The organism is Massilia rhizosphaerae (genome assembly GCF_016093545.1).
In the GTDB taxonomy this organism is placed as follows: domain Bacteria; phylum Pseudomonadota; class Gammaproteobacteria; order Burkholderiales; family Burkholderiaceae_D; genus Telluria; species Telluria rhizosphaerae.
Genome location: NZ_JADKYX010000036.1, coordinates 1 through 12,341, shown reverse-complemented (window position 1 = coordinate 12,341; position 12,341 = coordinate 1). Strand labels below are relative to the sequence as shown.

Sequence of the window (12,341 nt, the reverse complement as noted above, 5' to 3'; positions counted from 1 at the left end):
GGTAATGGGCAAATGTGAGCTCGGTCAGTTCGATGACGCTTTTGCCGTGGAAGGACACGTTGTCCTTGCGCAGCTTGGCGAAGGCCAGCCACGGTTCGAGCACCATCTGGTAAAAGGCGAAGCCGCCGTCGGTGCGCAGGAATTGGAATTCGGTGACGTAGCCGTTGAAGTAGCGCAGCGACCCGTCTTCGCGCACGAGCGAGATTGTCACCATCCTGGCCATCATCGCCTTCAGGGGAATCCGGGCGTCGTCCGACAGGAGTTCGACCTCGACGCGGAAGCAGCGCGAGACTTCCTCGTGCGCCTTTAATCGGTTCGGCAGCAGGATGGAATCCGGCCCGTCATTGCGGGGGAAGGCCAGGCGCATCAGGCGGTCGTGTTGTGCATCGAAACCGAATGCCGATAGCGCAGCGCCCGCCGCGATCGCTTGGCTTCCATCCATGTATTGCCTCCCATGGCTTATCAGGTATCAGAATTTGCCATTGGCTAAGGTAACCAACAGGTCTTCGGCGACCTTGATAAAAGGCAAAAATCGAACTTCGCTGTTGTCTCAGGAGTGGCAGAATGGCAACGGGTGTGAGTTGCAGGGACTGATCTTGCTCAACCGTGCCGTATGGTGCCGCTAGCAGGTGCTCTCGATCACGACCGCGGCATGGTGCCGCTTCTCGGTCTGCATCGGAACAGCTCTGTTCCGGATTGCTGTGACAGGATCACCAGTTCGATAAAGCTGCTCGTCTGGACGTACAGCGCAAAGAACTGGTCCATCATCTGTATGAACAAGTACAGGCCGGCGCCAACGAAGGCCTCTTCGTCGATCGTCAGGCGCACTTCGGTTCCGTGCGCCAGCGACGCCCCGCGTTTGTGCCTCAGCCATGCGGTGGCCTCGGCATGCTCCAGCCCGACGATACCGGCGATCTGCCGCCGCGATACCGCCGATCCGGTGAAGTCGTACAAGGCCAGCATGTCGCGCAGGCCGTCCGCGCCTTCCGTCGCAAGCGAGTGATGGTTGCGCGTCAGGTGCGAGATGAGTCGCCAGTGGGCATCCTGGTCATTTGACAGGCGATGGGGACGCGTGGGCCCGCGAAGAAAACGAATCGCCGCGCCCTTGGTGGCGCCGGGGATGGACAGGTCGCCGCCGGCCGAGCCGGATTTCAGCAGGCAAGGCAGGTCGCGGTTCGAGCAGGCGAGGTCGATCGACAGCGTCATTCTCTCGATCGCGAGCGGCGCACCGTCGATATCGACGAGCGAGATGACTTTTTCATGGCCCGGGCTGGTCGCTGCCAGCGTGTCGTCATGACGCAGTAGCCAGTAACGCCCTTTGCGTGCATCGCTCTCGCCGTGCCGGAGCGCGTGGAAGGGGCGGAATTCGACCGGCGCGATGTGCTTGCTCCGCTTTTGCACCATGTGGACGCGCTCCACCGAATAGACTTCGTACGCCGCCGCATGCGTGGGATGCGCCAGCACGGAATATTCGGTCGTTTGCGGGCTGTAGCCGATCGGAACACCCGGTTGCTTGAACAGATTGACGACCGGCGTACAGCCAGGGATCAGGCTTTGCGCCGATAGCCCGGTGAGCGTCCTTGCCTGGTCCGAACTTGGTGGTATCCCCGCCAGCCCCAGATGCAGTATGAAGCGCGTGCAATCCGCGGGTAACCGTGCACATAGCGAGGCCAAGTCGATGTCGAAGAAGTTGAACTTTTCCGGAAAGGCGAAGTATTCAACAAGCATCCGGTAGGCGCGGTGCGAGCGGGCGTCGAACGGGAGCAAGGCGTCATCGTCGGCGAAGCCGACTGGTGCGATCGGTATCGCAGCGAGGGGCGTCCATGTTCCGTCCGCGCCTGCCTGCACGTAAGCCGATGCCGTCCGCATGAACAGCGCGTCGCGCAGCGTTGCGCAGAACGAGGCGTCGCCGTCGAGATAGACCCGCAAGGGCGAGGTCTTTGCAAGCAGGACGGCTGCGGATTCGAACTCGATGCCGATCGACGCCGCCACGCCCGACGGCAATCTGGTCGAAGACGGGGCGCGGATGATCGCATCGAACCAGGCTGCGGCAATGACAGCCGGTGACGGCGTGACATCGTATGCGGTCTGGAATTTGCAGTTCACGCCGCGGACCGGTGCCGACTCCAGCAAAGTCCCACGCGGGAGGGTTTGAGTGCCGCTGCCAGCGCTTCGGGTGGCCGGGAGAAAGCGCACGATCGCGCAGGAGGGAAATGGCCGGAGACAGTGCGGAAACAGGAGGTTGAGCAGCACCTCCGTAAATTGCGGATACGAGTCGTCCAGGCGTTTTGACACGCGGGCGCACAGCAGAGCAACGGATTGGATCAGGCGTTCGACATGCGGATCGTCGCAGGCTTCGCCGCCGAGCTGGAGTTTTGCGGCGACCTTCGGATAGCGCTCGGCATATTCGCGGCAAAGCTGGCGCATGGTGCTGAGCTCGCGTTCGTACTGCGCAAACAGTTCGTCCATGATCGTTGTGCCCAAGGTGCGCGGCGTACGCGCTGGATCGAATATTGCTGGAGCAGCGGCTGGAACGTGGTGCAGAGAAGCGCCATTATTCCCTTCTGGGAAAGGGTAAAGTTGCGAACTATCAACGAATTATTGTGGGGAACAAGCTGGATCGCCCGACGACATCGAGCGTATCGTGGTATCGGCACTTCCCGGTATCACGCGTCGGCTGAAGCGGGCCGGTATCGCGGATTTCAGATGGTATGACCTGCGGCACGTGGGCCGGACCGCCGCGGACACAAAAAAGGCGTCACGATCACTCGTAACGCCCTGATTTGATACTGCAAATTCGTGGTAGGCCGTGCTGGGCTCGAACCAGCGACCAACGGATTAAAAGTCCGCTGCTCTACCAACTGAGCTAACGACCCGAAGAGGCCGCATTATAGCGGCTCGGCCCCGGTTCGACTAGCGCTCCTGTTTCGCCGGACGGGCCGGCGACGTCGCGGCGGAAATGGCGAGGCTGCTCAGGACGAAGGCCGCGGCAAACGTGGCGGCGAAAAGGGTCGACAGAGTACGCATGATGGCTCCCGGCGAAGAGCGGAACAGATGTTCGTTTTCCGCGTTGACGCTACCAAGTATAGGTACCGGGGAATAATATTTGGTTGCTCAGTGGCAACGTACTGTTCTAAATGGGAAAACAAAAACGCCAGCCCGAAGGCTGGCGTTTTCGTTGAATCTTGGTAGGCCGTGCTGGGCTCGAACCAGCGACCAACGGATTAAAAGTCCGCTGCTCTACCAACTGAGCTAACGACCCGAAGAAGGCACGCATTATAGCGGGCCGTTTTGATTTACGCCAGAGGTAACGTAAATCAGTGCGCCACTCCACGGTAGCGCCTAATGCGCTACCGTGGCTTTAAGCACTTCCTCGGCCGTCGTGACGCCTTCCGCGACCTTGTACGCGCCGGCGATGCGCAGCGGCTTCATGCCGTCGGCCACGCTTTGCTGGCGCAGCGCGGCCAGGTCCGTCCGTTCCTGGATGAGGTGCGAAAACGCTTCCGTGACGGTGACGAGTTCATACAGGCCCGTGCGGCCGCGGAAGCCCGTCTGGCGGCATTCCGGGCAGCCGATGGGGCGGTAGACGGTGGCCGGCTTGGGCAGGTTCCAGGCGCCGCCCAGCGCGCTCCAGACTTCGTCGGACAGCTCGCCGTCCGGCGCCTTGCAGTGCAGGCACAGCGTGCGCACGAGGCGCTGCGCCATGATGCCGATCAGGGTCGCTTCCAGCAGATAGTAGGGCACGCCCAGTTCGAGCAGGCGCATGACGGCCGACGGGGCGTCGTTCGTGTGCAGCGTCGACAGCACGAGGTGGCCCGTCAGCGCGGCCTGGATCGCCATTTCGGCCGTCTCCAGGTCGCGGATCTCGCCGACCATGATGATGTCCGGGTCCTGCCGCATCAGCGCGCGCACGCCGTCCGCGAACGACAAGTCGATGCCGGGCTGGATCTGCATCTGGTTGAACGAGCCTTCGACCATCTCGATCGGGTCCTCCACCGTGCACACGTTGACTTCGCTCGTGGCCAGCGCCTTCAGGGTCGTGTACAGCGTCGTCGTCTTGCCGGAGCCGGTGGGGCCGGTGACGAGGATGATGCCGTGCGCGCGCCGCGTCAGCGCATCCCAGCGGGCCGCGTCGTCGGTGGGGAAGCCCAGTTCCGGCAAGGTCTTCACGACGACTTCCGGATCGAAGATGCGCATCACGAGTTTTTCGCCGAACGCCGTCGGCATCGTCGACAGGCGCAATTCGACTTCCTGGCCGTCGTTCGTGCGCGTCTTGATGCGGCCGTCCTGCGGGCGGCGTTTTTCGATCACGTCCATGCGGCCCAGCAGCTTGATGCGGGCCGTCATGGCGATCATCACGACGGCCGGCACCTGGTACACCTGGTGCAGCACGCCGTCGATGCGGAAGCGGATGACGCCCGCGTCGCGCTTGGGTTCCAGGTGGATGTCGGACGCGCGCTGCTCGAACGCGTAGCCCCACAGCCAGTCGACGATGTTGACGATGTGCTGATCATTCGCGTCGACCTGTTTGTTGGTCTTGCCCAGTTCGACCAGTTGCTCGAAGTTGTTGCGCAGCGCCAGGTCCTGGCCGCTCGACTTGTTCGCGTCGCGGATGGATTTCGCGAGGCTGAAGAATTGCGAGATGTATTGCGCGATGTCGAGCGGATTCGCGATCACGAGCTCGATCCGGCGGCGCGCGATGCGCGCGATCTCGTCCTGCCATTCGGTGCGGAACGGATCGGCCGTGGCGACGACCAGCGTGCCCGGCCCCAGTTCCACCGGCAGGATGTTGAAACGCGCCGCATAGCTGGCCGACATCACGTCGGCGACCTTGGTGAAATCGATCTTGAGCGGGTCGATGCGGAAGAACGGCAGGCCGACCTTGCCCGCGCACCATTCGCTGAGCACGTCCAGGGTGAGCAGTTTATGAGGCGCTATTGCCGAGACGATTTTGCACTGTGCGATCGCCGTGAGGGGATGCATCGACCCGACCGCATTCTTGAGAATGCCTTGCGCCTGGGCGAAATGCGGCTTGACGGTTGATTTTTCGACGATGCCGTCGGCCAGCAGCCACGAAAAAATCGTCTGCAGGTCGAGTGCCTTCGGTTTCTGCTTCGGTGTGGACGCGGCTGTGGTCATGGGTGGCTAGTCCTTGCCGGCCGCCGCGATGCCCTTGACCCACGACTTGGCCGGCAGCTTGGTCGCCGCGACGATCTGCGCGGCGCGCGCGGCGAGGCGGGCGGGATCGAGGTCCGGCTTCGTCTTGAAGCAGAGGGCCACCACGTTGCCTTCGTGGACTTCGGGCAGGCAGATCACGTGGTCGAACGCGAACCGCATCGCCTTGATGTTTTTCGCAAAGCTCGGATGGTCGCCGAACAGGTTGGCGGTCATGACGCCTCGGTCCGTCAGGCAGGCATTGCAGGCCTGGTAGAACTCGGGGGTGTCGAGCACGGGGCCGCGCGCCGTCGCGTCGTACAGATCGCATTGCAGGACGTCGATCGCATCGTGGTTGGCGTCGTCCAGCACGAAGTCCATCGCGTCCATCTCGAGCACGCGCAGGCGCTCGTCTTCCGGCGGCAGCTTGAACATCGAGGCGCAGATCGCGATCACGGACGGATTCAGTTCGACGGCCGTCACCTGCGCCTGCGGGAACTGGCGGTAGCAGAACTTGGTCAAAGCTGCGGCACCGAGGCCGAGCTGGACGATGGACCGCGGGTCGTCGATGAAGAGCATCCAGGCCATCATCTGCTGGGCGTACTCGAGTTCCGGCCAGTCCGGTTTGCGGATGCGCATGGCGCCTTGCACCCATTCCGTACCGAAATGGAGGTAGCGCACACCGTCCTGTTCGGACAGGGTGACGGGCGCAAACTTCGGCTTGCGGGCGGGACGGCGCGACGATTCGGCCTGTTCGATGGATTTGCGTTTGATGAGCATAGGATGAGCGAAGGGAACATCCTATTATCGGGGGCGGAAGCATCACAGCGCAAGAAAGCGCTGTGATGCAAGCGCACGAAGCGCCGTGGATGGCAGCAGACGCTGCGGAGGAAGCCGACGGTGCGGAGAAGGGGGAGTCCCCCGCACCGGAAGTATTACTGGTACTGATCGGGCTCGACCGACACGCGCAGGCGCACGCGGTTGCCCGGATCGCGGTTCATGACGGTCGTGTAGGTGTGGCCGCGGTAGTCGTAGGTCACGTCGTAGCCGTTGGTGCGTTCCTGGACGGATTCGACGGTGCGGCAGCGCTGCACGGCCTGTTCCTGCACTTGCGGGGCGTAGTTGCGGCCGTTGTTGTCGACGTTGTCGCCGATCATCCCGCCGGCGATCGCGCCCGCCGCGGCGGCCGCCACTTTACCGTTGCCGCCGCCGACCTGGCTGCCCAGCAGGGCGCCGGCGATGCCGCCGAGGACCGTGCCGGCCTGGCTGCGCTGCTGCTGGACCGGGGCCTGGACATAGTCCGTGTGGCACTCCTGGCGCGGCGTACGCACTTGTTCGATGCGCGGCTGGACGCGCACCACGCGGCCGAAGTCTTCGAAATCGCCAGACTGGGCTTGGGCCAACGGCAGGGCGCACACGCTCACGGCGGAAAGTATCAGTTTGGCTTTCAAATGCATGTCATACCTCGTTTTGGTGGTGCTGCTGATCTGTTGTATCTGTTGGTATCGGTGAAAGGCGATTCGCCACGTTTGAATCTTAGCGCCGGTTGGTTGTCTTTTACGATCCGTGTGGCAACAAAATGTAACAGCAGGTAGTCGCGTCCAAACGCCGCGTTCAGAGGAGAAAAGCGTGGAAAAAGCGCCAACAATGGATGAAAAAACTCGTCTTTTTTTACAAATATGACGGGCTCTTCCATATTCGGGTTGATTCGATTACCACAAAACGTTACCCTTAGGAGACTTTGGGGTTTTATTGGCGCGTGGAAACGAGACCAGGAGAAAGCGAACAAGCCCGCCGCTTCCGCAAACCACCGCGCGCTGGGGCAGCAGAACCAGACTGGGTGACTTGAGGAAAAAATGAGTTTGTTGATGAGAGTACCGCCGAATCTTGTGCAGTCCATCCGCGCTTACCGTGCACCGGAGCTGCAGAAGGAGGCGATGCGCCTGGGTCATCACTTTCTCTATGCCCTGTGCTCGAACGCACTGACGAAGCAGCAAGTCTGCGCCCGCATCGGCGAGCAATTCTATTTCCCCAAACCGTGCAGCAAGAATTTCGACGCGCTGCGCAACTGCCTCACCGAAGTCATTGCCGACGCCGGACCGCAACCCGGTTTCATCGCCGTGCTGGACCAATTGCCGAATACCCAGAAATTCGACAAGGAAGCGCGCGAAACCCTGCTCGATGTATTCCGCGACGCGGCCGAATTCTGGGCCGAGAAAAAAGTCCCGTTCCGCGTGTTTTATTCGTTCGAAGAGCCGCAATCGCTCCAATCCGTCGGATGGGTGGGCGCCCGTCCGTTCGAATAAGGGCGGTTTTCCGCCGCTGCCGGCGCCATTTCCTTGCTTGGGCCCGCAGAGCGGCTCGGGTTACAATGCGCGCTTATGAAAAATATCGTGATCCTTATTTCTGGCCGCGGCAGCAACATGGAAGCCATCGTGCGCGCGCAGCAGGCCGAAGCCTGGCCGGCCCGCATCGCCGCCGTGATCAGCAATAAGCCGGACGCCAAGGGCCTCGCGTTCGCGCAAAGCCACGGCATTCCGACCGCCGTCGTCCCCAACAAGGAATTCCCGACCCGCGAAGCGTTCGACGCTGCCCTGCAGGAAACGATCGACCGGTTCGAACCGGACCTCGTCGTGCTGGCCGGCTTCATGCGCATCCTGACGGCGCCGTTCGTCGAGCACTACGCGGGCCGCATGCTGAACATCCATCCGTCGCTCCTGCCGCTGTTTCCCGGACTGCACACGCACCAGCAGGCGCTGGACGCAGGCGTGGAAGAGCACGGCGCGACCGTGCACTTCGTCACCGCCGAGCTGGACCATGGTCCGGCCGTGATCCAGGCGCGCATCCCCGTGCTGCCGGGCGATACGGAAGACAGCCTGGCGCAGCGCCTGCTGGCCGAAGAACATGTCATTTATCCGCAAGCGGTGCGCCTGTTCATCGAAGACAGGCTCAGCATCGAAGACGGCGAGGTCCGCATCGCCGCGACCCCCTGACCCCATATCCAAGGAACACCATGAGATTGCCCCCCGCGATACTCGGCAATGCTGAAGAAGTATTGCGCGAGATCCTGCGCTTTACGTCGCCGGCCGACGTCACCCTGTCGCGCTACTTCAAGGACCATTCCCGCCTCGGCGGACGCGAGCGCGGCGCCATCGCCGAGTGCGTCTACGCCGTGCTGCGCAATAAATCGTTCTTCACCGATTTCGCCGGCGCCGGCGCGACGATGCGCCGCCTCACCCTGCTGGGCATGGCCGAGGCCATCGGCGCCGACTCGCTGGGCGGCCTGACGGAAGACGAAACCGCCTTGCTGGCCCGCATCAAGGAGATCGACCGTTCGCTGCTGCCGCCGAAGAAGCTGGCCAACCTGCCGGACTGGCTGTACGACAAATTCGTCGCCCAGTACGGCGAGGAAGAAACGCTCGCGCTGGCCGCCGTGCTGAACACGCCGGCGCCGCTGGACCTGCGCGTGAATTCGCTGAAGTCCGACCGCGACAAGGTCATCGCCGAACTGGCGACGGCGCCGATCGCGGCCGAGCCGACCCCGTATTCGGCGCTGGGCCTGCGTATCTGGAAGAAGCCGGCGCTGCAGAACCTGCCGCTGTTCAAGGAAGGCGCGATCGAAGTGCAGGACGAGGGCAGCCAGGTGCTGGCCCAGCTGCTGGGCGCGCGCCGCGGCGAGATGGTCGTCGACTTTTGCGCCGGCGCCGGCGGCAAGACGCTGGCCATCGGCGCGATCATGCGCAATACCGGCCGCCTGTATGCGTTCGACGTGTCGGAAAAGCGCCTCACCAAGCTGAAGCCGCGGCTGGCGCGCAGCGGGCTGTCGAACGTGCATCCGGTCGTCATCGCCCACGAACGTGACGCGAAAGTGAAGCGTTTGGCCGGCAAGATCGACCGTGTGCTCGTCGACGCGCCGTGCTCCGGCATGGGCACCCTGCGCCGCAATCCGGACGTGAAATGGCGCCAGCAGCCCGAGGGCATCGCCGAGCTGACGGCAAAGCAGGCGGCGATCCTGGACGGCGCCGCGCGCCTCGTGAAATTCGGCGGCCGCCTCGTCTACGCGACCTGCAGCCTGCTGGACGACGAAAACGACGCGATCGTGCAGGGCTTCCTGGCGTCGCATCCGGATTTCGAGCTGGTGCCGATGCACAAGGTTCTGGCTGAACAGCGCATCCCGCTGGAGATGGGCGATTACTTGAAGATGTTGCCGCACAAGCATGGCACGGACGGCTTCTTCGCCGCCGTGCTGGAGCGCAAGGCCGCAGCCGCCAAGACGCCGGTCGACGAGTCCGCCGACGCCGCATCGGAGTAAGCGGAGCCGATGCCGCTGACCAGCCTGATCTACGATCTGTTAGGCGACCTGAGCCGCCCCGGCATGCCGCGGCAGGTCGGGGCCATCGTCGCCTGCATCCTGATCGGCTGGCTCAGCGCGCAACTGGTGCGCGTGTGGTGGCGCCGCCGCCGGGGCGAGGACGGCAGCCTGCTGCACACGGGCGTGGAGAGCTTCACGCGCGTCGTGGCGCCGCTGCTCGTCGTCGGCCTGTTGTATCTGGCGCAATTCGTTCTGACTAACAGCCACTTCCACACGAACATCGTCAAGGTGGCGATTTCGGTGTTCTGGTCGCTGGCCGCGATCCGCCTCGTGTTCTACCTGCTGCGCCGCGTGTTCGCGCGGCACGGACCGTTGGGGCAGGCGTTCGTCACGTTCGAACGGATTTTCGCGCTGGTCGCCTGGCTGGCCGTGGCGCTGTACATCACGGGCCTGTGGCCGGAGATCTTCGATTTCCTCGACAGTTACAGGATCCAGTTCGGCCCCAAGAAATCCAGCAGCGTGACGCTGGCCGACATCGTCCAGGCCGTCGCGTCCGTCGTGACGGCGCTGATGCTGGCGCTGTGGGCCGGCGCCGCACTGGAAGAGCGGCTGATGGGCGTGCATGCGCTGCACAGCTCGCTGCGGGCGGCGCTGGCGCGCCTGGGCCGCGCGTTGCTGATCGTGTCCGCCGTGCTGGTGAGCCTGAATCTGGTCGGCATCGACCTGACCGTGCTGTCCGTGTTCGGCGGCGCACTGGGCGTCGGCCTCGGACTCGGCATGCAAAAAATCGCCAGCAACTACGTGTCCGGCTTCATCATCCTGCTCGAGCGCAGCCTGTCGGTCGGCGACATGATCTCGGTCAGCACATTCACCGGCAAGGTCACCCAGATCAACACGCGCTACACGGTGCTGCAGGGATTGGACGGCGTCGAGACCGTGCTCCCGAACGAATTGCTGATTTCCGGTCCGGTGCAGAACCAGTCGCTGTCGACGCCGCGCGTGCGCGCGTCGACCAGGATCACGGTCGCCTACGGCTCCGACCTGGACCAGGTGATGCCGCTGCTGGTCGCGCAGGCCGTCGGCACGCCGCGCGTGCTGGAAGACCCGGCGCCCGGCATTTCGCTGGCCCGCTTCGGCCCGGACGGCTACGAACTCGACCTGGGATTCTGGATCGCCGATCCGGAAAACGGGCAGGGTGGTGTCGTTGCGGAAATTAACAAGAAGATTTATGCCCTCGTGCATTCCGGCGCCATCAAATTGGGCTATCCATCCGTTGATACGCGGCTCCTTGACTCCCATATAGCTTCCGTTGTGGCGCGAATCACGCAGCCGGCGCAGAATTCTTGACGGGGCGCGCACGGTTTGCGTCAATACGGTGCCGTGCGGCACGGGTTCCGCGTAAAATGCGTGTTTGCGTCATGCATCGTTGCGTGACATTCTTGTCATATCGACTGTTCCATAGAAAGAACGGCACTACCTCATCCTTAGTGGAGTCTCGATGAATTTCCTGAGCAACACCCTGCACACCGTGCTGTCCTTCCTGGATGGCGGTCTGTTCGACCTGTCGGTCTGGCAGATGGTCGTGTACACGCTGGTCGTTACGCACATCACGATCGCCGGCGTGACGATTTACCTGCACCGCCACCAGGCGCACCGTGCGCTGGACCTGCATCCGATCGCGAGCCACTTCTTCCGTTTCTGGCTGTGGATGACCACGGGCCAGGTGACCAAGGAATGGGCCGCCGTGCACCGCAAACACCACGCCAAGTGCGAAACGGTGGAAGACCCGCACAGCCCGGTGACGCACGGCATCAAGAAGGTGTTGCTGGAAGGCGTGGAACTGTACCGCGCCGAAACCAGGAACAAGGAAACGCTGGAAAAATACGGCCACGGCTGCCCGAACGACTGGATCGAGAACAAGCTGTACACGCCGTACAGCTGGCTGGGCGTGACAATCCTGCTGCCGCTGAACGTGGCGCTGTTCGGCGTCATCGGCGTCACGATCTGGGCCGTGCAAATGCTGTGGATCCCGATCACGGCGGCCGGCATCATCAACGGCATCGGTCACTACTGGGGCTACCGCAACTACGATTGCAACGACGCGGCGACGAACGTCCTGCCGTGGGGCATCCTCATCGGCGGCGAAGAGCTGCACAACAACCACCACACGTTTGCCACGTCGGCCAAGCTGTCGAGCAAGTGGTATGAGTTCGACATCGGCTGGGCGTACATCCGCACGATGGAGATGGTGGGCCTGGCCAAGGTCAAGAAGACGATCCCGAAGCCGCGGCTGCAAAAGAACAAGCTGGAAGCCGACTTCGACACCTTGCAATCCGTGATCGCCAACCGCTACGACGTGATGGCGAAATACGCCAAGTCCGTCAAGCACGCGTTCCGCGAGGAAGTCGAGCACCTGAAGCACAAGGCGGAGCTGGAATCGCGCTTCCTCAGGAGCGCGCGCAAATTGATGCAGCGCGAACCGGCCAAGCTGCAGGCGCCGCAACAGGCGCAGCTGGTCGAGCTGTTCCAGCACAGCAAAGTCCTCGAAACGATGCACGAGATGCGCGTGGAACTGGGCGCGATCTGGGAACGCTCGCACTCGACCCGCGACCAGCTGCTGCACCAGCTGCAGGACTGGTGCGCGCGCGCCGAAGCGTCCGGCATCAAGTCGCTGCAAGAGTTTTCGATGCGCCTGCGCAGCTACGCATAAGCGGTTGGCATCCGGCGCATGACGAGACGGCTCCCGCGTGAACTGACCCCGTAAAGTTGGACGGTTAGTTTGCTAGGTAGCCAAGGGCTGGGTCCTGTATTGCACAGGGCTCAGCCCTTTTAGTTTGAGCTTGATGCGGTCGTGATTGTAATAGTGAATGTAATC

Annotated in this window: 12 protein-coding genes and 2 tRNA genes; 5 read left to right on the top strand and 9 right to left on the bottom strand. The window is 62.8% G+C overall.

Annotated elements, in window-relative coordinates:
* The 8 genes from ISF28_RS30015 to ISF28_RS29980 all read right to left on the bottom strand — a co-directional run.
* Positions 1-442, bottom strand: a 442-nt coding sequence (locus tag ISF28_RS30015; RefSeq protein WP_267876992.1) for a contractile injection system protein, VgrG/Pvc8 family, incomplete at its 3' end; no start/stop codon positions are given.
* 197 nt (positions 443-639) lie between these two features.
* Positions 640-2,469 (bottom strand): type VI secretion system baseplate subunit TssF, encoded by a 1,830-nt coding sequence (gene tssF / locus ISF28_RS30010; protein WP_198120843.1) that lies wholly within the window; start codon positions 2,467-2,469, stop codon positions 640-642.
* 331 nt (positions 2,470-2,800) lie between these two features.
* Positions 2,801-2,876: transfer RNA gene (locus tag ISF28_RS30005), tRNA-Lys, on the bottom strand.
* A 310-nt stretch (positions 2,877-3,186) separates the two neighbouring features.
* Positions 3,187-3,262 (bottom strand) — tRNA-Lys (locus tag ISF28_RS30000).
* A gap of 80 nt (positions 3,263-3,342) precedes the next feature.
* On the bottom strand, positions 3,343-5,139 hold the full coding sequence (gene tfpB / locus ISF28_RS29995) for a type IV pilus assembly ATPase TfpB (protein WP_198120842.1): 1,797 nt from the start codon (positions 5,137-5,139) through the stop codon (positions 3,343-3,345).
* 6 nt (positions 5,140-5,145) lie between these two features.
* Positions 5,146-5,934, bottom strand: coding sequence for a spermine/spermidine synthase domain-containing protein (locus ISF28_RS29990; RefSeq protein ID WP_198120841.1), 789 nt, complete (start codon positions 5,932-5,934; stop codon positions 5,146-5,148).
* A gap of 155 nt (positions 5,935-6,089) precedes the next feature.
* Positions 6,090-6,611: a glycine zipper 2TM domain-containing protein gene (locus ISF28_RS29985; protein WP_198120840.1), complete on the bottom strand. Its 522-nt coding sequence runs from the start codon at positions 6,609-6,611 to the stop codon at positions 6,090-6,092.
* Positions 6,602-6,850: a hypothetical protein gene (locus ISF28_RS29980; RefSeq protein WP_198120839.1), complete on the bottom strand. Its 249-nt coding sequence runs from the start codon at positions 6,848-6,850 to the stop codon at positions 6,602-6,604. The genes ISF28_RS29985 and ISF28_RS29980 overlap by 10 nt, the downstream gene beginning before the upstream one ends.
* A gap of 160 nt (positions 6,851-7,010) precedes the next feature.
* Here ISF28_RS29980 and ISF28_RS29975 point away from each other — a divergent pair, with 160 nt between their 5' ends.
* The 5 genes from ISF28_RS29975 to ISF28_RS29955 all read left to right on the top strand — a co-directional run bounded on the left by ISF28_RS29975 (position 7,011) and on the right by ISF28_RS29955 (position 12,176).
* On the top strand, positions 7,011-7,460 hold the full coding sequence (locus tag ISF28_RS29975) for a barstar family protein (RefSeq protein WP_198120838.1): 450 nt from the start codon (positions 7,011-7,013) through the stop codon (positions 7,458-7,460).
* Positions 7,461-7,535: 75 nt separating this feature from the next.
* Positions 7,536-8,147, top strand: a complete 612-nt coding sequence (gene purN / locus ISF28_RS29970) for a phosphoribosylglycinamide formyltransferase (RefSeq protein ID WP_198120837.1) — start codon at positions 7,536-7,538, stop codon at positions 8,145-8,147.
* A gap of 20 nt (positions 8,148-8,167) precedes the next feature.
* Entirely contained in the window at positions 8,168-9,466 is a 1,299-nt protein-coding gene (locus ISF28_RS29965; protein WP_198120836.1) for an RsmB/NOP family class I SAM-dependent RNA methyltransferase, read from the top strand.
* Between the two features lie 9 nt (positions 9,467-9,475).
* The gene (locus ISF28_RS29960) at positions 9,476-10,813 is read left to right on the top strand and encodes a mechanosensitive ion channel family protein (RefSeq protein ID WP_198120835.1); all 1,338 of its coding nucleotides are present in this window, start codon (positions 9,476-9,478) and stop codon (positions 10,811-10,813) included.
* A 151-nt stretch (positions 10,814-10,964) separates the two neighbouring features.
* On the top strand, positions 10,965-12,176 hold the full coding sequence (locus ISF28_RS29955; protein WP_198120834.1) for a DesA family fatty acid desaturase: 1,212 nt from the start codon (positions 10,965-10,967) through the stop codon (positions 12,174-12,176).
* A gap of 72 nt (positions 12,177-12,248) precedes the next feature.
* Here the strand turns inward: ISF28_RS29955 and ISF28_RS29950 are convergent.
* Positions 12,249-12,341, bottom strand: a 93-nt coding sequence (locus ISF28_RS29950) for an IS3 family transposase (RefSeq protein ID WP_198120833.1), incomplete at its 5' end; no start/stop codon positions are given.

Excerpts from the sequence above, each read along its gene's own strand:
- ISF28_RS29965 (WP_198120836.1), top strand. The coding sequence starts at position 8,168 with ATGAGATTGCCCCCCGCGATACTCGGCAATGCTGAAGAAGTATTGCGC.
- ISF28_RS29990 (WP_198120841.1), bottom strand. The coding sequence starts at position 5,934 with ATGCTCATCAAACGCAAATCCATCGAACAGGCCGAATCGTCGCGCCGT.
- ISF28_RS29960 (WP_198120835.1), top strand. The coding sequence starts at position 9,476 with ATGCCGCTGACCAGCCTGATCTACGATCTGTTAGGCGACCTGAGCCGC.
- ISF28_RS29955 (WP_198120834.1), top strand. The coding sequence starts at position 10,965 with ATGAATTTCCTGAGCAACACCCTGCACACCGTGCTGTCCTTCCTGGAT.
- purN (WP_198120837.1), top strand. The coding sequence starts at position 7,536 with ATGAAAAATATCGTGATCCTTATTTCTGGCCGCGGCAGCAACATGGAA.
- ISF28_RS29985 (WP_198120840.1), bottom strand. The coding sequence starts at position 6,611 with ATGCATTTGAAAGCCAAACTGATACTTTCCGCCGTGAGCGTGTGCGCC.
- ISF28_RS29975 (WP_198120838.1), top strand. The coding sequence starts at position 7,011 with ATGAGTTTGTTGATGAGAGTACCGCCGAATCTTGTGCAGTCCATCCGC.
- ISF28_RS29980 (WP_198120839.1), bottom strand. The coding sequence starts at position 6,850 with ATGGAAGAGCCCGTCATATTTGTAAAAAAAGACGAGTTTTTTCATCCA.
- tfpB (WP_198120842.1), bottom strand. The coding sequence starts at position 5,139 with ATGACCACAGCCGCGTCCACACCGAAGCAGAAACCGAAGGCACTCGAC.
- tssF (WP_198120843.1), bottom strand. The coding sequence starts at position 2,469 with ATGGACGAACTGTTTGCGCAGTACGAACGCGAGCTCAGCACCATGCGC.